This window comes from Streptomyces sp. NPDC034037, assembly GCF_055575715.1.
Genome location: NZ_JBVISC010000002.1, coordinates 410,697 through 427,113, shown reverse-complemented (window position 1 = coordinate 427,113; position 16,417 = coordinate 410,697). Strand labels below are relative to the sequence as shown.

Sequence of the window (16,417 nt, the reverse complement as noted above, 5' to 3'; positions counted from 1 at the left end):
CCGCCGGCAGGGGCGCTCACGAGCCCCTGCGGACAGGACACGCGGACGCCGGCGAGGGCGAGGCCGCGGGAGTCCCGGCCCGCGCTCCGAGTTGGCCGAGAATCTCGACGGAGAGCAGGTCCTCCTTGCCCTTGAAGGCGTCCGCGACCGTCTGATCGGTGGGGAAGACCATCTCCGCCGAGACATTGTCCTGAACGATCCGGGCGAGATTGTCCAGGGCGACGAAGACCGGGTCGCGCGGAACCTCGGCCGTCGGCAGATCGATCAGATGGGTGGCGACCTTCGCCGGATGCATGCACCGTCTGATGATGATCGACGCCTGGTTCCGTTCGGACGTCGTCCAGATCGACAGCACGACCGTGTACAGGTCCCTCCAGGCCTTCTCGCCGAGGGTCTCCCGCCATCCGCGCAGGAGACCCTCCACGCCGGAGATCTGCGCGGCGGCCGCGTACCGCATGTTCGTGCGGATACTGGGATACGCCTGGGCCGAGAACGCCTCGAACGACGCCATGTCGAAGCCCCCGCTGCGCACGGCGTCGCGGATGAACGCCAGTGCCAGGTCGAGGATCTTCCCGCAGGCGTCTTCGAGTCGTTGTGGCAGGTGGGCGTCGCCGAGCTCCCGGCGTGCGGTGGTCAGGGTGGCGGCGTACCTGTGGAGCGGGTCGATCCAGCCGGTCGAGCGGGGCCCCTCGAAGGCGACCATGTCCAGGTCGTGGGGGTCGATCCGGCCCGTACCGGGAAGGTGGGGCACCTTGTCGCTCAAGTACGCGGCGAGGATGGAGAAGATGCCCTGGGGCACGTGACTGATCGACTTCGCCAGCTCGAACAGCTCGGGCACCGGGGTGACGGACTCCTGCGGGTGGCCGTCGCGGATGAGGGTGAACCTGCCGCCCGTGGGATCGTTCTGGACGACGATGACAGGGCTCAGGCGGTGGATCAGCTCGGACTTGAGCGCGGCATAGCTCGCGCGCATGCCGACGTTGGCCGCGCGGATCGCGTCGCGCGCCTGCCGCTCGGCGTCCGCCGCCCCGCTCGCCCGCGCGGCGGCGGACGCCGGCGGCGTGGCGCCGAAGAGGGTCGCGGCACCCGCCGCCGACACCCCGTCGATGAAGCCCCGGCGTGTGACCATGGCAGTCCTCCCGACACGAGCCCCGGGGCGTCGCGCTCCGCTCCGCCCCGGGGTTGGTGCGGCCCCCGCTCCCCGACCGGTCGGACGGGTCAGGGCCGGTAGTACCGCACGCACTTGAGCGGGTTCGCGTTCGCGTCGTCGATGCAGACGATGACGGACGCGGCCCCACCGGCCACATCCGCGGGGATTCCGACATTGATCGCATACGTCGTGTCGCACTTGGTGCTGGTGCTCACTTCACCGCGCTTGACGTTGTTGGCATCGTAAGCGCCGAACCACGCCCTGCGGCAGCCGACGGCCCGGAGTGTCCCGCTGAAACCGACCGATCGGTTGTACCAGGTCAGGGTGCCGCGGACGTAGCTGGCTCCGTAGGTGACGTCGACGGGAGTGGTCGGATAGGCGGTGGTCTGCGCGCTGACGGCGGGAGCGCCCAGCAAGGCGCCCGCGGTCAGCACGGCGGAGCCGAGGGCGGCGGCGAGAGGAGTCTTCATGCGCTCTCCAAGGGTGGAGGTGGGATGGGTCCGTTGCGGCTTCACATCCTGGGAGTCCCGCCGTCTGCGGCCCACCTCTTAAGTCACGGCTTAAGGCCTCCGCGGCCCCCGGGGTCTCACGGTTCCGTCGGGACACCCGTCCGCAGCAGGGCAAGGCCGAGCGGGGTGATGAGGTGCAGCACGGAGCCGCCCCGGCGGCTGGTGGTGATGAGGTCCGCGTTCCGCAGCACCGTCGCGTGCTGACTGGCGGCGGCGGCCGTGACGTTCAGGCGGCGGGCCATCTCGCTCGTCGTGCAGCCTTCCGCCGTCACGCGCAGGGCGGCGGCCCGTGTGCGGCCCAGCAGGGACTCCAGGTTGCGCGGGGTTGCGCCGTCCGCCTCCGCCGGCCCGGTACCGGTCAGCGACCGGCGCAGGGCCGGCACGGTCAGTCGCGGCGGCTGCGCGGTGTCGAGCGGGTCCCACAGAAAGCTCACCGGACGCTTGGAGAAGATCGTGGGCGTGATGATCAGCCCTCTTCCCCGCAGACGCACCTCGACCCGGCGTGGATAGGGAGCCTCCAGCACCGGCGGACACCAGCGGACCAACGGCGGACAGATCGAACGGAGCAACAGGTCGATGCCTCCCTCCAGCACCAGGTTCGCGCACCGGGTGGACAACGCGACCAGCTCGGACCGCCCTTGCTGCCAGTAGGGCTCCACGGTCAGCCGATGGCAGGCGCGCACCCCCTCGGCGAGCTCCCGTACCGCCTCCCGGTCGCCCTCGGAGACCCGCCTGGCCCACGGCAGGTGCGCCGGGTGGAAGTCGAGGCCCTCGATCTCGCGTCGCAGCCGGGACACCGGGGCGTGCAGCAGGTTGTCCACCGCGTGGTCCAGCAGGGGCACATCACCCGCCAGCGCCAGCAGGTCGAGCCCGGGACCGCGCACCGGGACCAGCGACGTCAAGGGGCGCGTGTCCGCCCCCATCCGGCCCGCGACCGCAGAGCGCCACGAGCGGAAGTGGGGCAGCTCCCGCTTCTCCCGCAGCAGCTCCAGGCTGAAATAGACCTCCGCCGCGACACCGATCGTCGCGGCAACCCGGGTCCGGGCGAGGTCTTGCGTCGTGAAGTGAATGCGTAACACCGACCGGCCCCCTGCCGCCGAAGTGGAGCGCACGAGCACACCACCAGCATGCCCCAACCCGGCTCGCCCCACCGGGACTTCAGACCCGACTGGCTCCTGCGCTCACCGAGCGCCGCCGCTCCCCAGGCTGTTCACCGAGGCGCCACGGCCCCCGTCGTCGGCAGATAGCGCGGTGCGCGCCAGGCGTTGAGGCGGTGCTCCACCGAGGCCCCCAGCGACAGCAACCGGGCGTCCTGGTGGTCGCCGGCCATCAGGAGCAGCCCGACCGGCAGTTCGCCCACTCTGCCGGCGGGCACCGACAGGGACGGGTATCCGGCGACGGCCGCCGGGGTGGAGGAGGGGATGACGTCGTTGTCGCCGCGTGCGCAGTCGGTCGTCCAGGCGGGCGGGTTCGCGGGGGCCGCGATGGCGTCCAGGCGGTGGTCGGCCATGGTCTCGTCGATGGAACGCCGGGAGAGGTCCGTCAGTTCCGCGCGCATCGCCCGGTACGCCGGATCGGTGGTGGGCGGCGCGGCGAGGGCCTGCTCGAAGAGTTCCTGACCGGCGAAGCAGGTCCGTTCCCCGGGCTGGGCGCGGTTGAACTCGATCAGTTCGGCGAGGTTCCGCGGCCCTTCGCGCGTGCCGAGATAGGCGTCGATGTCCCGGTGGAACTCGCTCAGCAGCGCCGGGAATTCGAGCTCGGCCAGACGTGCCTGGTAGGGCGGTGTCACCTCCACGACCACGGCACCCGCCTCGCGCAGCTTCCTCGCGGTACGGGTCATCACCGCGTCCACCTCCGACCCGAGCGAGGGCAGGCGCCACAGGCCGATCCGCTTGCCGCGCAGACCGGTGCCGTACTGTGCCGTCGCGCTCCCGGCGACACCGGGCGCTCCCGGGAGGCCCCGGACGCCCGGGAAACCTCGCAGGGCCGAGCGGGCTCCGTCACCGCGTGGCTCCACGCCCTCGCTCAATACCGCAAGGGTCAGCGCGGTGTCGACGACGTTGCGCGCCAGGGGCCCGGCCGTGTCCTGTTCGGCGGAGATCGGCACCACGCCCGACCCGCTGACCAGGCCGAGGCTGGGCTTGTGGCCGACGACGCCGTTCATCCCGGCCGGGCACACGATGGAGCCGTCCGTCTCGGTGCCGATCGCCACCTGCGACAACGACGCGGCCAGCGCGGCGGCGGAGCCGGACGAGGACCCGCACGGGTTCCGGTCCAGGACGTAGGGGTTGTGGGTCTGCCCGCCCACCGCCGACCACCCCGATGTCGGCTTCGCCGCGCGGAAGTTGGCCCATTCGGACAGGTTGGTCTTGCCGAGGATCACCGCCCCCGCCGCGCGCAGCCGGGTGACCAGCCGGGCGTCCGTGCCGGGCGGCTTCCCGGCCAGCGCCAGCGAACCGGCCGTCGTCGGCATGTCACGCGTGTTCACATTGTCCTTGACCAGGACAGGGATGCCGTCCAGCGGCCCAAGGGCCTTGCCGCGCCGGTGCCTCGCGTCGCTCGCGGCCGCCTGGCGCAGAGCCGTCGGACTGGTGCGCAGCACGGCATGGATGCGGGGGTCCACGTCCTCGATCCGCCGGAGGTAGGCCCGGGTCAACGCCGACGAGGTCAGCGACCCGTCGGTCATACGCGCCTGCAGTTCCGGAATCGTCACCGTGTCGAGGTCGACCCCGGGCACGGAAGAGCGCCCATGCGGCGACGATCCTCGCTCGCCACCTCGATCGGCGGCTTGCGCGCCCGCGTGCGGGGCGACCGTCAAGAGGGACCCCGCGACCAGGGCGGCGGTCATTGCGGCCATGCTTCTCTTCCCCATGCGCCTCAGCCGACTACACGGGCGGCGTCCGGCGCAAGGGCGCGGGCCCTACGTGGCCGGTCGAGCGGTGGGATCGGTGGCATCGGGGGATTTGGGGGGCTGGAAACAGGCGATGACGGCCTTGCCCTTGGCGCAGGGCCTGACCTGCCAGTCGTCGGCCATCGCGTCGACCAGCATGAGGCCGCGCCCGCCCAGGGCGTCGTCCCCGGCGTCGCGCGGCTGCGGCAGGTCGGGGTCGGGGTCGTGCACGGTCACATGCAGGCAGTCGTGGTCCCAGGTGAGGATGAGCTGGGCGTCCCTGCGGGCGTGCACATGGGCGTTGGTGACCAGCTCCGACACGGTCAACAGGACGGCGTCCACCAGGTCGGGCGCGGTCCTCGACCAGTCCAGGGACCGCAGGTGCTCACGGGTCCAGTCGCGGGCCGCCTTCACGCCGCTGCTCACCGGCAGCGATCGCGCCCAGCCCACGGCGGTGAGCGAGACTTGCTCGTCCATCACCCCTCCTTCTTCGACGTTCGTGCTTGTCACTTCCCTCTGCCCCGCAAAGCGCCGGGCACGCCGGACCGGGCGGTGGCGGAAAGAGCTGCCCCGGTTCTTGGTGCGCGATGTCCTCGTCGAACTGCGTCGCGCCGACGCTCCCTGCACCCTCCTCGGCGGGGTGCCGACCACGTACTCGGCCCTGCTCGACGAGGTGCGGGGCACGGACGGCGAGGGTGTCGACGGCGGGCTCGGCGCACCGGCGCTGCGCGGCTGCGTCAGCGCCGGCGCGGCCGCCGGACCCGAGTTCCGGCAGGCCTTCGAGACGCTCTGCCGCGTCCCGTATCTGGAGCACTACGGCAGTACGGAGGCGGGCCCGGTCACCATGACGGCACCCGGCGAGACGCCGCGGCGAGGCGGCGGTGCTGGCCGCCCACCTCCGCTCGCGCGGCGCCGTCCCGTGTCCCGTCACCGGCGCCACGCACCCCGGCGTATGCGTGGCGCGGCCGGGCGACGACCCCGTGGCGAACGTGGGAATAGCCTGGCGCTACCCCCGGGGTTTCCTCTCCGGCGTCGACCGCTTCGACCCCGGCTCCTTCGGCATATCGCCCCGCGAGGCGGTCGCCATGGACCCGCAGCACCGGCTGCTCCTGGAAGTGACCTGGGAGGCCTTCTAACACGCCGGGATCGTGCCCCGCGCCCTGCGCGGCTCGGCGAACGGTGGGTACGTGGGGATGATGTACAGCGACGAGTTCAAGCGTCGAGGCCCTGAGCGGCTTTGACCTTCTGTTTCCACCTCTTTTTCAAGATCGAAACAGAAGGCAGTGGGGGATGGCATATTCCAGAGGCTCTCCCTCGCCGGCCACGAAGCGCAGCCACCGGGTTTGCAGCGAATCGGCGATCTCGTGCTCCGTGGTCAGGGGAACGTGTGAGGAGAGACCTCCCACACCTCGCATGTACTCGTGCGGCAGCTGCTCCATGAAGCGGACGATCCGCGGGTGTACGAGCGGGCTCACCGGCCAGACGCCGGCCCGCAGGAAGCCTGGGTTGTGCATCCCGAACGCCGTCAGGGTCGGCACCGGCAGGACGGGGATGGGCGCCAGGTGCTCGTTCACCTCGGCCAGGACGCGGACCGCCTTCGGACCGAGCCACGGCAGGGACTACCGGGGTCGGTGGCGTCGCCGGTCGAACCGGAGAACTTCCTGGCCGTCCCGGAGAAGGGCTGCGCTCCTACGGCTCCGGTGTCTTCGGCGCAGGTGGGCCAGGCGTCGAGGTCGGTGCCGTGACGCTCGGTCATGTTCCAGCGCCGATACAGGTAGGACGAGTAGGCGTGGAGCTGGCCGTAGCGGCGGGGGCCTGTTCCGCGGGAGGCGTCGTCGGGGGGCACGTCGCCTGATCGCACGCAGCCGCGCGCAGGCGGTCGGCGAGCCGGTGGAAAGCGTCGATGGTCAGGATCAGCCCGAAGTACGGTACAGGGACGTTATGGCCGTCGACCGGATCATGTAGCTGTCCGGGGCGAGGGGGGTGACGAGCTGGTGGCCGTGCAGAGATTCCAGTCCACCCAGGTGTCGGCGCTGCGGCCCTGCGCCAGGCCGAGCGTCTCGCTGTGCAAGCGGTGGCAGGCGTCGAGGTCGTGGGCCGGGACGGCGAGGTGGAGGCGGGGGATGGGGAAGGCAAGGCCGGACACGGGCCTGGTGTTCCTTCCATGCGGTGTGGAGTGCCTCCGCGCTTACCAGTCCTGACGGGTGGGGGAGATGACCAGGTCGTTGACGGTGACATCGGCGGGTTGGTCGAGGGCGTAGACGACGGCATCGGCGACGGCCTCGGGGCTGATCGCGAGGGCGTTGAGCTCCTGGGCGGCCTTGCGTCCGGCGGGGTCGGTGACCTTGTCGGCCCAGCCGGTGTCAATGACGCCTGGGCTGATCGTGGACGCCTTGATGCCCTCGCGGACGCTGAGTTCCTTGCGCATGGACTCGGTCATGGCCTGCAGGAAGAACTTCGTCGCGCTGTAGACACCGGCGCCGTCGCCGACCTGGTGGCCGGCCACCGAGTCCATGTTGAGGATGTGGCCGGACTTCTGGCGGAGCATCACGGGCAGGACGGCGTGGACACCGTTGAGGTAGCCGCGGATGTTCACGTCGAGCATCCGGTTCCAGTCGTCGAGCGCGAGATCCTTCCAGTGCGAGAAGAGCATCAGTCCGGCGTTGTTGACGAGGACGTCGATACGCCCGTACGTGTCGACGGCGGAGTCGGCCAGCGCCTGCATGTCGGCGGCGTCGGTGACATCGGCGAGCCGTGCGGTGGCGGTGCCGCCGGCCTTCTCGATGTCGGTGACCAGCTGGTCGAGGTCTTCCCGGCCGCGGGCGGCAGCGACGATCTTGGCACCGCGGGCGGCGAGGGCCTTGGCGCTGACGGCGCCGATGCCGGAGGACGCGCCGGTGATGACGACGACCTTGTCCTGTAGGTGGTTCATGGGGATCTCCCGGTGCGGTGGTGAAACAGGTGAGGGGAGCGCGGCGGAGGCTGTATCTGAACGGGGTGGGGAGGTCAGCGCTTGCGGCGCTTGACGACGTAGGCGTACGGGTCGGGCCAGGTCGGTTCTACGTCGAGCGTAGGCGCGGCGTGCTGGGCCCAGTAAGGGTTGCGGAGCAGTTCGCGGCCGAGGACGACGGCGTCGGCCTGCTCGCCTGTGATGATGTTCTCGGCCTGCTACGGCTCGGTGATGATGCCGACGGCTGCGGTGGGGATGCCGGCCTGGTTGCGGATCTGGTCCGCGAAGGGCACCTGGTAGTTCGGCCCGGCGACGATCTTCGCGTCGCGGACCATGCCGCCGGTGGACACGTCCAGCAGGTCGACGCCGTGGGCGTGGATTTCTTTGGCGAGGCGGACGGTGTCGTCCCCGGTCCAGCCCTCGCGGGTGCCCTCGGGGTTCTCGGTCAGCCAGTCGGTGGCCACGGTGCGGAAGAACACCGGCAGGCCCTCGGGTCACACCGTGCGGACGGCGTCGACGACCTCCAGGGCGAAGCGGATGCGGTTCCCGAAGCTGCCGAGCCATCGTGACCTCAGAGGCCAACTGCTTCAGGAACAAGAACGCGCTCGTCCAGCACGTCCGGGCCCCCGCGGATTCCTGGGTGGCCGCGGGGAGGCTGCGCATGAGAGCGGCACGCAAGTGGTGTCGATCGCGAAGAGGCCGTCATACGTCCCCTGAGGCCGGACCCGCGCCGGACGGGGCGACGCCCCCGCAGACGCCGCTGACCGGACCGATCGTCACCGCCGTGCCCGTAACCTCACCGGCCTTCACCCACAGCCCTCGCGCGACCACTGCGTCCAGCCGCAGGAACGGGACGGGCACCGGCGGCAGGGCCCTGGTGGAGACGGTCAGGGGCAGGACGCCCAGGAGCTTCCCGCGCAAACTCGCCGCGCGGAAGAGGACTGTGCCGGTCAACGACAGCTCCTCGGCGACCAGGCACGAAGCGGCCTCACCCCGCCCGTAATGGATGCGGGGCCTGGACAAGTGGATCGAAGAGGTGCGGCACAGGTCCGCGCCGGGAGGACAGTAGAGGCCCGTGACGGACAAGGTGGCCGCCCGCAACGTCGTTCCGCCGGGCCCAACGGCCCGCCTGCCCGGTGCAGCCGCAGTCAGGCAATCGGCCAGTGCGCGCGCCGCCGTCTCACGCTGACCTCGCCGCGGTTGCGCGGAGGGCAGGGTGCCGGGAACACAGCCGCGGTCCGACCCCGCTCCGCCAGGGGAAGCGGTGCCCCTCGGCCCGCCGGAGGGCACGGCATTCTCCGGGGCGGGAGCGAAGACCCCACCGGAAGGACCGTTGGGTCCCGCCTCGTCGGCAGTACCCGCCCAGGCCGGCGTGAGGGAGGCGGTCAGGCCCGCGCCGACAGCGAGCCACAGCCGCGCACGGCCAGGGCTCACCCGCCGCTCCCCGCGGCCTGGACGGACGCGGGCCGCCAGGCCACTGCCAGGGCCCCGCCGACCAACGCGAGCAGCATGCCCAGGAGGAAGCCGCCCAGGTTGGCGAACGGATAGGAAAGGACGCCCAGGGCGATGGCGGCAGCCCCGCTGAAGCGGGCGCGTGCCGGCACGGTCCACAGGTGCACCGCGCAGCCGACCAGCGCGAGCGCGAGCATGACGGTGGCCGCCCCACTCACTCCCTGCACCGGCAGCAGACCGACCTGGGCCAGCGGAAAGTAGCCGATCTCCGTCCCGGCGCCGGCGACGCACGCGATGGCCCCTAGCGGGCGGTGCCCTGGCCTCACCCGCACGGGTGCAATCCGGCGCGGACGTCCATGGTGGCGTCGCCCAGCGTGAACAGCCCGGCGGTCAACGACCAGGCGTCCATCCTCATGTGCCGGATCGTCAGTGAGTCCGCATACTGACCGTACGTTCCTGGCGCTCCTCGGGCACCACCGGGCAGCGTGGCGGCGTCATGCCCCATCTCCACCGCGTGGAACCGCATGTCACCCCGAATGGATGACAGGTCCAGTGCCAGCGACGAAGCCTTCACCGCCCGGTGATCACCGGAACGGATCCGCAGCGTCGCCGTGCCCAGCGGGGTCCGTGCCACCGCGGACTGGCACAGCCCGTACAGCGCGGCCTCCTCCAGCCCGACCGCGGCGACCGCGTGCCGCCTCCCCGACGTCTCCTGACGGAACGAGGCGAACTGCGTCACCCCTTTGGCCTCCAGCCTGTGCGCTGTGACGGTGAACGGGCTGCCCGCGACGGCGAACGACACCGGGACCGCCGCCGCCGTCGTGGCCGCGACCATCGCACCGGCCAGCACCAGCGCGCCGGTCACGGCGAGCGCGAAACGCCACCAGTCCGTCCGTCCTCCGGTGCTCCGGTGACGTGATCGGCTGAAACTTGGTACGCGTACGCCGCTGCGCCTCATGAGATTGCCTCCCGAACGGCGGTCTTTCGCCGGTTAACGTGCCGTGTCCGGCGCAGGTATGCCGTCCATCCGGGTGATCGGCGACGCGGTCACCGGTGCTGCCTCCCCGACCTCCCCGCTGAGGGGACCGGAAGGACCGGGACAGTGCGAAAGTCTCGCGCATGTCGATTCTGTTCACCGGAGCCACCGGTTTTCTGAGCTCCCGCCTGCTGTACGCCCTGCTCATCGAAGAAGGCTGTGAGGTCACGGCGTTCGGGTGCGGCACACCTGCCGCCTTGCGCGCACGTATCCTCACGTCGCTCTCCGGCCTGGCCGGCGGGTCGCCGCCGCGGGCGGCGCTGGAGCGCTTGCACTGACTGTCGGGGGACGTCTCCCGACCGCGCCTGGCTTTGCCGCCGGCTCACTACCGCCGGCTCGTGAAGCGAACGAACACCATCTGGCAGCGCCGCCGACATCTCACTCTCGGCGCCGCGCACGTACTTGTGCGCGGAACACGCCCGCCCGGGCTGCCGCGTCACGCACGTCAGTACCGCTTTCGTCGCCGGGCGTCGGCAGGACGGGTGTGTCGCGGAGGCGGAGCTCGACGACTCGTTCGGCTTCGAAACGGCGCCGCCCGCAGAGGGGGAGGCCCAGCACCCCTTCGGTAGTCATACCAACTCCGAAGGCCGGTCGCCCCGTTGCGGGACGAGGAACACGGTAATGGGGACACCTCGACGCCGGACGGGGCCGCGGGGAAAGTATGCGGCGGCCCGTCCCCTCACCACGAACAGATTAAGGACCTACGGGCTAGGGGAGACGGCCGCCCGCTACAGCACCAACCGCCCGCTGATTTGGCACGCCCGCGAGTACGACGACGGCGTTGTGGCCGCCGAAGCCGAAGGAGTTACTGACGGCCGTGGTCAGAGGGAGGCTTCGCGGTGCGTGGTGGACGATGTCCAGGTCGATTGCCGGGTCTTGGGAGTCCAGGTTGGCGGTGGGCGGGACGAGGTCGTGTTCGAGGCTGAGAACGGTGCAGGCTGCCTCGATGGCGCCGGTGGCTCCCAACGAGTGGCCGAGTGTGCCTTTCAGTGAGGTGACGGGTGGTACGTGGGGGAAGACCGCGTGGAGCGCGTGGGATTCCATCAGGTCGTTCTCACGGGTGGCGGTGCCGTGGGCGTTGATGAAACCGACGTCCTGGGGGGACAAACCGGCGTCGTGGAGGGCCATGCGCAGGGCCTGCGCGGCGCCTCTGCCCTGCGGGTGGGGGGCGGCGATGTGGTGGGCGTCGCAGGAGGCACCGTAGCCGGCGAGGCGGGCCCGCGGAACGATGCCTCGGGCCCGGGCGTGGGGGGCGCGTTCGAGGACCATGAGGCCGGCGCCCTCGCTCAGGACGAAGCCGTCCCGGTCCCGGTCGAAGGGGCGCGATGCGGTGGCAGGGGCGTGGCAGCGGCGTGAGAGGGCTCGCATTTGGGAGAAGCAGACAGTGGGGATGCGCGTACGGTTGGCCTCGGCACCGCCGGCGAGGGCGATGTCACAGCTGCCCGCGCGCAGCAGGTCGCGTGCGATGCCCAGGGCGGTCGTGCCCGACGCGCACGCTGTGGAGACGGCCAGGCTCGGGCCCTGGGTCTGCAGGTCAAGGGAGATCTCTCCGGCGATCATGCTCGGCACGCTGCGGATGATCGCCAGCGGGGAGACGAGCTCGGAGCGGTTTTCGGCGATTTTGGCGAATTCGCTCTCGTACCGGTCGAAGCTGCAGGTGCCGATGCCGATGACCACTGCCACACGGGCCGGATCCCATGTGCCGCCCGCCAGGCCCGCGTCCGTGACGGCCTCGCGGGCGGCGACAAGGGCCAGCTTCGTCACCCGGTCCAGACGCAGGTCCAGGCGGCGGCCCAGGAGAGCGGCGGCGTCGAAGTCGGGAACGCGGCAGGACATGTCGACGGGCAGGCCGGCCAGCAGCGGATCGGTGGTGGCCGTGGATTCCGCCACGAGGAGGCGGTCCCAGGTCTGCTGTGTGCCGATACCGGCGGGCGTCACCAGACCCAGGCCGGTGATCACGATGTCGTCGGGTGTCATGGGAGAGTGCGCGCCATGGTGGGGGTGAGCCGGGCGGCTACTGCCTCGGCCGCCTGGGCCAGTGTGTGGTTGGCCGTGAGGTCGTCCAGACGGCATCCGCTCTCCTCCGCGACGGCGACGGCGAGTTCGGCCAACGCAAGGGAGTCCAAGCCCAGTTCGTAGAACGTGGCCTCCGGCCGTAGTTCGTCTTCCGTTAGATCGAAGGTGCTGCGCAGAGTATCGGTGATCAGCTGGTACGGGTCAGGTCGCTCGGACATGGGGGTTCCTGGTTCAGTGTGTGAGGCGGGCGGGCGGCAGTCGGACGGAGGGCCTGGCACAGGTACGCCATGTCCAGGTCGGACGGTGGGGGAACGCCGGGGGAGAGGGTCTGGCGCAGCAGAGCGCTGTCGTATCGGCGGTGCACCCGGCTGTATGCGGTGATCCCTCCGGTGATGTCGGCCAGGACGCGCTGAGCCGGTCCCAGGTGTGTGCAGGAAGGATCGAGACGGACATCCAGGCAGGGCCATAGCCGCTGGCAGGCGGCCAGGACCGACTGCACAGGCGTGTCTCGTGGATGGGTGATGTGGAAGGTGTCGGTGTGCGTGAGCGGGCTGTGGCCGAGCAGGCGGCCCATCACCTCGGCGGCGTACTCGACCGGCAGTAGGTTCACGGTGGCGTCCGGACGACCGGGGAAACGAAGAGGGCCTGCTGCCGCGGCGATCGCGGACCACGCCGCGTGATCGCGACTCAACAGCGACAGACGCGCCCCTATCTCTGAGAGCGGGTTACGGGGAGCGGCGGGAGGGCGGTACCGGGATGTGACCAGGACGGCGGGGCGCAGGACGGTGACGGGCCGGTCATGGCGGTGTGCCCAGGAGCGGACGAGCAGTTCGGCGAGGTACTTGCTCTGCTCGTACGGCGTCAGGAAGCCGTGCCGGTCGCTGAGGTCGGTCTCCTTGACCAGCCCTTCGAGCCGCCCACCTGCGACATAGACGGTGCTGATGTGCACCATGCGTCCACGCGCATCGGTCTGATGCAGAAAGTCCAGCAGGTGACGAGTGCCGTCGACATTGATCCGGTGCAGCGCCTGGAGGTCGCCGACCAGGTCGATCAGTCCGGCGCTGTGCCACCAGGCGTCGACCGCCGTGGCCAGACCTCGGCGCTCTGGCGTGCTCAGGCCCAGTCCGGGCCGAGTCAGGTCAACAGTGAGCAAGCGCACTCGACGCTTCCAGTCCGCGGGCAAAGGGCTGTCGGTGGCGTCGAGGGCACGCCGCAGGCGGTGCTGTCCGGACGGCCCGTCGTCCCGGACGAGCACAACGGCGTCGGCCCCTTGGGCCAGGAAGCGGGCCAGCAGGTGGGAGCCGAGGAAGCCGGTTGCGCCGGTCAGGGCGATGAGCATACGCCTGTGTCCCTTCATGTGGTCGGCAACCCCCCGCGGCTGCCTCAGTACGATTTCGGCAATCCCAGCGAGCTGTGGGCAATGTGATTGAGGATCATTTCCTGGCTGACCGGTGCGACGCGGATGACCCGGGACAGTCCGAGCAAAGGGACGACGCCGTACTCCGTGCACATGCCGTTCCCGCCGAAGACCTGCAGTACCTTGTCGGCGGTCCGGGCGGCGGCCTCGGCCGCGGCGTACTTGGCCATGTTCGCCGCTTCACCGGCGGCCTTGTGCTGTCCCAGGTCACACAGGGCCGCGGCCTTTGCGGTCATCAGCCGGGCCAGCTCTGTCTCGATCGAGGCGCTGGCGAGGGGGTGAGCGATGCCCTGATGGGCCCCGATGGGCGTCTGCCACACCGTGCGTTCGCAGGCATAGTCGACAGCGCGGCGCAGAGCCAGCGAGCCGAGCCCGGTGGCCAGGGAAGCGGCCACCAGTCGTTCCGGGTTGAGCCCGGCGAACAGCGGCTTGAGCCCGTCCTCCCCGGCCGTCACTCTTGCCGCGTGCGGTACCCGCACGTCATCGAAGAACAGGGCATGCTGCTGTTCAGCCAGTGCGACGTCCATCGGAATGGGGCGACATTCCAGGCCCGGAGCGTCACGTTCGACGACGAACAGCCCCGGGGTCACCTCGCCCGAGGGGAGTTCGGCGCGGGCGACGACCATGACGGCCGCAGCCGTGTCGACACCGGAGGTGAAGACCTTACGGCCGGACAGGACCCAGTCCTGCCCGTCGGGCCGGGCCGTGGCGGCGATGCGGTAACTGTTGGAGCCGGCGTCCGCCTCGGTGATCGCGAAGGCCATGGTTCCGCTACCGTCCGCGATGCCCGGCAGCCAACGGCGCTTTTGTTCCTCCGAGCCGAAGCGGGCCAGGATCGTCCCGCACACCGCCGAGGACACCATGAGCATGAGGAGGGGGCAGCCGTGGGCGGCGATCTCCTCGGCCACCACGCACAGTTCGGCCATGCCCGCGCCGCCGCCCCCGTAAGCTTCCGGCAGGTGTACCCCGGTGAAACCGCAGCGTCCCAGGTCGGCCCAGAGGTCCTCGCACCGCTTGCCCGCGCGGACCTCTTGCAGGAAGTACTCCATCCCGTAGTCGCGCCCCACTTGTGCGACAGCACGGCGAAGATCGGACCGCTCCTCACCGCCCAGTGTGATGGCGCATCCGTCTGCAGCTGCTCGTGACGTCGGCATCATGAACGGGCACGCCCCCCTTCCGGGACGCCCGCCCGGACGCTGGCCGGGTGTCCGGGAGCGGGGGGACACGACGGGATCGCCTCCCACAGCTGTTCGGCGGCCTGCTGCCACAACACCGGGAGCCGGTCCACGCCCGGCACCGCCACATCGCTGATCACGCAGATCTGGGCGGTCGTGCCGTAGGTCGTCAGGCCGACATTGAACGGATGCCCGGGAGGCAGCAGGGTCATCGGCAGCACGTCAGTCACTGACGGCGGCACCGCCGCTTCGTCCTGCGTGCACGGCACGTACGACGAGATGACCGGGGCATAGCGCGCATCCAGCACACGGTGAAGTGCGAATGTCACCAGCCAGGCCGGCGAGCCGTGCAGCAGGTCCTGTGCAGTCTGGCGAACGCGCGCCGACTTGAGCACGGTGGCCGCCTCCACGGTCTGCAGCAGGCGGACCTGCGGGTCGCTCTCCTGGCACGGCAGCCACACCCGACGCAAGAAGCACCTATTGCCCCACGTCGACGACTCCTCGGCGCGCCTGACATTGAGCGGGACGGCGACGGCCAGCGGCGCGGGAGTCCTGCCCGCCTCCAAGCACCAGGCGCGCACCGCTCCCGCCAGAGCGGCCAGATGAACATCGTTGACCGATCCTCCGGCCGCGCGCGCCACCGAACGCAACCGGGGCAGCGACGTTGCGGCGGTCGAGACCCGACGCCGACCCGAGAGTTCCCACTCCGCCCCCAGCCCGGTCGGCGGGAAGCGCCGATACCCGGCATACATCGCCGCACCCGTACCCAACGCCCGCAGGAATCGCCCCACGCCGGTGCCGGCCCCTTTGCCGGCGGCCGGACGCGGGATCGGCCCCGGTTCTGCTGGGGCGATGAGGGTCTGCAACGTCTGCGCGATCGCCACACCGTCCTGCCTGCCGTGGTGCACGCGATAAGACAGCGCCCAACCGTGGCCCGAGGAGGGCCGCACCAACCGCATCTCCCAGTCAAGTCCGGAAGGAAGCGGCCCGGCCCACAACCGCTGGACCTCGTTCGCCACACACGTACGCCCCGCACCCGCCACGACTGTCTCCACCACGTGCCGATCTACCTGGAAACCGGGATCGGGCGCCCAGGCGACGGCCGAGGCCGACCCGCGCAGTGCGTGAGACAGCACCGGCAACTCGTGCAGCGCCCCGCCGACCAGACACCTCAGGTCGTCCAGGGACGGTGCTTCGCCCTCCGCATACAGGATCGCTCCCACGTCCAGACATGCATCCGGGTTCCTGCTTCCGAACGCAAGAAATGCCCGGTCCAGAGCTGAAGTACGGAAGGACGGTGGCGAGTTCACAGTGGCTGGCTTCCTTGGTTCAATCCGCCTGGTGGCAAGCCCCGGCCCGGAGGTGAGCGTGCGAGGACCGCCCCAGCATGCAAGAGGCGGGCGGAAACCCAGTACGTCATTCACCTGTGCGGCTCAGCCGGTGACACGGAAGCGGCAGCTCGGTGATAGCGGTTGACGATGAGCCCTACGCAGCAGACGACCAGGGGGTCCCTCCAGGGAACGTCTGGTGCATGTAGTTCATGGGGTGATTGCGGCTCAAGCGTTTCGCCGGATTGGAGTGGCTTCGCCGGTTGCCCGTTTGGCGAGGTTCGGGATCGTAGCGAGGCGGATCATGCTTTCGGAGTGCTCCGGTTTGGTCTCGTGGTCGCGGGCGAGGCCTGTCGAATGGCTGTCGGAGGCTGCACGGGAAGGGGCGGGGCCTCGCGAATTCGCTTGTGTACTACGTCTCTCGGATGAGTTCGCGGTAGACGTGTGACGTGACGCAACGGGCGCTGTCGACCCGCTCCGCACGGCGTCCTCCG

At 70.5% G+C, this 16,417-nt stretch carries 19 protein-coding genes and 3 pseudogenes; 3 read left to right on the top strand and 19 right to left on the bottom strand.

What is annotated here, in order from left to right; translation table 11 throughout:
• Window positions 1–16 precede the first annotated feature (16 nt).
• The 5 genes from ACZ516_RS07685 to ACZ516_RS07665 all read right to left on the bottom strand — a co-directional run bounded on the left by ACZ516_RS07685 (window position 17) and on the right by ACZ516_RS07665 (window position 5,026).
• Window positions 17–1,129 (bottom strand): hypothetical protein, encoded by a 1,113-nt coding sequence (locus ACZ516_RS07685; RefSeq protein WP_469009057.1) that lies wholly within the window; start codon window positions 1,127–1,129, stop codon window positions 17–19.
• 89 nt (window positions 1,130–1,218) lie between these two features.
• Entirely contained in the window at window positions 1,219–1,620 is a 402-nt protein-coding gene (locus ACZ516_RS07680; protein ID WP_361080340.1) for a hypothetical protein, read from the bottom strand.
• 116 nt (window positions 1,621–1,736) lie between these two features.
• Window positions 1,737–2,738 (bottom strand): ArsR/SmtB family transcription factor, encoded by a 1,002-nt coding sequence (locus ACZ516_RS07675; RefSeq protein WP_361080338.1) that lies wholly within the window; start codon window positions 2,736–2,738, stop codon window positions 1,737–1,739.
• Window positions 2,739–2,869: 131 nt separating this feature from the next.
• Window positions 2,870–4,531 carry an amidase family protein gene (locus ACZ516_RS07670; protein WP_469009055.1) on the bottom strand — a complete coding sequence of 554 codons (1,662 nt, stop codon included), beginning with the start codon at window positions 4,529–4,531 and terminating at the stop codon, window positions 2,870–2,872.
• 48 nt (window positions 4,532–4,579) lie between these two features.
• Window positions 4,580–5,026, bottom strand: coding sequence for an ATP-binding protein (locus tag ACZ516_RS07665; RefSeq protein ID WP_468748874.1), 447 nt, complete (start codon window positions 5,024–5,026; stop codon window positions 4,580–4,582).
• On the opposite strand from ACZ516_RS07665, the pseudogene ACZ516_RS07660 reads away from it, so the two are divergent.
• Both ACZ516_RS07660 and ACZ516_RS07655 read left to right on the top strand, forming a co-directional pair.
• Window positions 5,004–5,396, top strand: a pseudogene (locus tag ACZ516_RS07660) (hypothetical protein); the annotation flags it as partial. The gene ACZ516_RS07665 and the pseudogene ACZ516_RS07660 overlap by 23 nt on opposite strands.
• Window positions 5,397–5,430: 34 nt before the next feature.
• The gene (locus ACZ516_RS07655; protein WP_469009054.1) at window positions 5,431–5,685 is read left to right on the top strand and encodes a beta-ketoacyl synthase N-terminal-like domain-containing protein; all 255 of its coding nucleotides are present in this window, start codon (window positions 5,431–5,433) and stop codon (window positions 5,683–5,685) included.
• Between the two features lie 126 nt (window positions 5,686–5,811).
• Here ACZ516_RS07655 and ACZ516_RS07650 read toward each other — a convergent pair whose 3' ends face one another.
• The 8 genes and pseudogenes from ACZ516_RS07650 to ACZ516_RS07615 form a co-directional block, all read right to left on the bottom strand.
• Window positions 5,812–6,123 carry a hypothetical protein gene (locus tag ACZ516_RS07650; protein ID WP_469009053.1) on the bottom strand — a complete coding sequence of 104 codons (312 nt, stop codon included), beginning with the start codon at window positions 6,121–6,123 and terminating at the stop codon, window positions 5,812–5,814.
• A complete protein-coding gene (locus ACZ516_RS07645) occupies window positions 6,120–6,395 on the bottom strand; it encodes a hypothetical protein (RefSeq protein WP_469009051.1) in 276 nt (91 codons plus the stop codon). Before ACZ516_RS07645 ends, ACZ516_RS07650 begins: the two co-directional genes overlap by 4 nt.
• A gap of 111 nt (window positions 6,396–6,506) precedes the next feature.
• On the bottom strand, window positions 6,507–6,695 hold the full coding sequence (locus ACZ516_RS07640; protein ID WP_469009049.1) for a hypothetical protein: 189 nt from the start codon (window positions 6,693–6,695) through the stop codon (window positions 6,507–6,509).
• Between the two features lie 42 nt (window positions 6,696–6,737).
• Entirely contained in the window at window positions 6,738–7,481 is a 744-nt protein-coding gene (locus ACZ516_RS07635; RefSeq protein WP_469009047.1) for an SDR family oxidoreductase, read from the bottom strand.
• A gap of 74 nt (window positions 7,482–7,555) precedes the next feature.
• A pseudogene (locus ACZ516_RS07630) lies at window positions 7,556–8,056 on the bottom strand (oxidoreductase); the annotation flags it as partial.
• A gap of 145 nt (window positions 8,057–8,201) precedes the next feature.
• A complete protein-coding gene (locus ACZ516_RS07625) occupies window positions 8,202–8,453 on the bottom strand; it encodes a hypothetical protein (protein WP_469009046.1) in 252 nt (83 codons plus the stop codon).
• A gap of 476 nt (window positions 8,454–8,929) precedes the next feature.
• Entirely contained in the window at window positions 8,930–9,283 is a 354-nt protein-coding gene (locus tag ACZ516_RS07620) for a DUF6114 domain-containing protein (RefSeq protein WP_469009044.1), read from the bottom strand.
• Window positions 9,274–9,816 carry a DUF6230 family protein gene (locus tag ACZ516_RS07615; protein WP_469009043.1) on the bottom strand — a complete coding sequence of 181 codons (543 nt, stop codon included), beginning with the start codon at window positions 9,814–9,816 and terminating at the stop codon, window positions 9,274–9,276. Before ACZ516_RS07615 ends, ACZ516_RS07620 begins: the two co-directional genes overlap by 10 nt.
• A gap of 254 nt (window positions 9,817–10,070) precedes the next feature.
• On the opposite strand from ACZ516_RS07615, the gene ACZ516_RS07610 reads away from it, so the two are divergent.
• The gene (locus tag ACZ516_RS07610) at window positions 10,071–10,265 is read left to right on the top strand and encodes a hypothetical protein (protein WP_469009041.1); all 195 of its coding nucleotides are present in this window, start codon (window positions 10,071–10,073) and stop codon (window positions 10,263–10,265) included.
• A 430-nt stretch (window positions 10,266–10,695) separates the two neighbouring features.
• On the opposite strand, the gene ACZ516_RS07605 is transcribed toward ACZ516_RS07610, so the two are convergent.
• The 6 genes and pseudogenes from ACZ516_RS07605 to ACZ516_RS07580 all read right to left on the bottom strand — a co-directional run.
• A complete protein-coding gene (locus ACZ516_RS07605; protein ID WP_469009040.1) occupies window positions 10,696–11,964 on the bottom strand; it encodes a beta-ketoacyl-[acyl-carrier-protein] synthase family protein in 1,269 nt (422 codons plus the stop codon).
• Window positions 11,961–12,221: a phosphopantetheine-binding protein gene (locus ACZ516_RS07600; RefSeq protein ID WP_469009039.1), complete on the bottom strand. Its 261-nt coding sequence runs from the start codon at window positions 12,219–12,221 to the stop codon at window positions 11,961–11,963. The genes ACZ516_RS07605 and ACZ516_RS07600 overlap by 4 nt, the downstream gene beginning before the upstream one ends.
• Entirely contained in the window at window positions 12,191–13,342 is a 1,152-nt protein-coding gene (locus ACZ516_RS07595) for an SDR family oxidoreductase (protein WP_469009037.1), read from the bottom strand. Before ACZ516_RS07595 ends, ACZ516_RS07600 begins: the two co-directional genes overlap by 31 nt.
• Before the next feature lie 44 nt (window positions 13,343–13,386).
• Entirely contained in the window at window positions 13,387–14,574 is a 1,188-nt protein-coding gene (locus tag ACZ516_RS07590) for an acyl-CoA dehydrogenase family protein (protein ID WP_469009614.1), read from the bottom strand.
• The gene (locus ACZ516_RS07585) at window positions 14,574–15,905 is read right to left on the bottom strand and encodes a wax ester/triacylglycerol synthase domain-containing protein (RefSeq protein WP_469009035.1); all 1,332 of its coding nucleotides are present in this window, start codon (window positions 15,903–15,905) and stop codon (window positions 14,574–14,576) included. The genes ACZ516_RS07590 and ACZ516_RS07585 overlap by 1 nt, the downstream gene beginning before the upstream one ends.
• A 246-nt stretch (window positions 15,906–16,151) precedes the next feature.
• Window positions 16,152–16,271 (bottom strand): annotated as a pseudogene (locus tag ACZ516_RS07580) (IS5/IS1182 family transposase); the annotation flags it as partial.
• Between the last annotated feature and the right edge of the window lie 146 nt (window positions 16,272–16,417).

Coding starts and splice junctions, on each gene's coding strand:
- ACZ516_RS07605 (WP_469009040.1), bottom strand. CDS start 11,964: ATGACACCCGACGACATCGTGATCACCGGCCTGGGTCTGGTGACGCCC.
- ACZ516_RS07600 (WP_469009039.1), bottom strand. CDS start 12,221: ATGTCCGAGCGACCTGACCCGTACCAGCTGATCACCGATACTCTGCGC.
- ACZ516_RS07685 (WP_469009057.1), bottom strand. CDS start 1,129: ATGGTCACACGCCGGGGCTTCATCGACGGGGTGTCGGCGGCGGGTGCC.
- ACZ516_RS07670 (WP_469009055.1), bottom strand. CDS start 4,531: ATGGGGAAGAGAAGCATGGCCGCAATGACCGCCGCCCTGGTCGCGGGG.
- ACZ516_RS07595 (WP_469009037.1), bottom strand. CDS start 13,342: ATGCTCATCGCCCTGACCGGCGCAACCGGCTTCCTCGGCTCCCACCTG.
- ACZ516_RS07680 (WP_361080340.1), bottom strand. CDS start 1,620: ATGAAGACTCCTCTCGCCGCCGCCCTCGGCTCCGCCGTGCTGACCGCG.
- ACZ516_RS07610 (WP_469009041.1), top strand. CDS start 10,071: ATGTCGATTCTGTTCACCGGAGCCACCGGTTTTCTGAGCTCCCGCCTG.
- ACZ516_RS07665 (WP_468748874.1), bottom strand. CDS start 5,026: ATGGACGAGCAAGTCTCGCTCACCGCCGTGGGCTGGGCGCGATCGCTG.
- ACZ516_RS07590 (WP_469009614.1), bottom strand. CDS start 14,574: ATGCCGACGTCACGAGCAGCTGCAGACGGATGCGCCATCACACTGGGC.
- ACZ516_RS07635 (WP_469009047.1), bottom strand. CDS start 7,481: ATGAACCACCTACAGGACAAGGTCGTCGTCATCACCGGCGCGTCCTCC.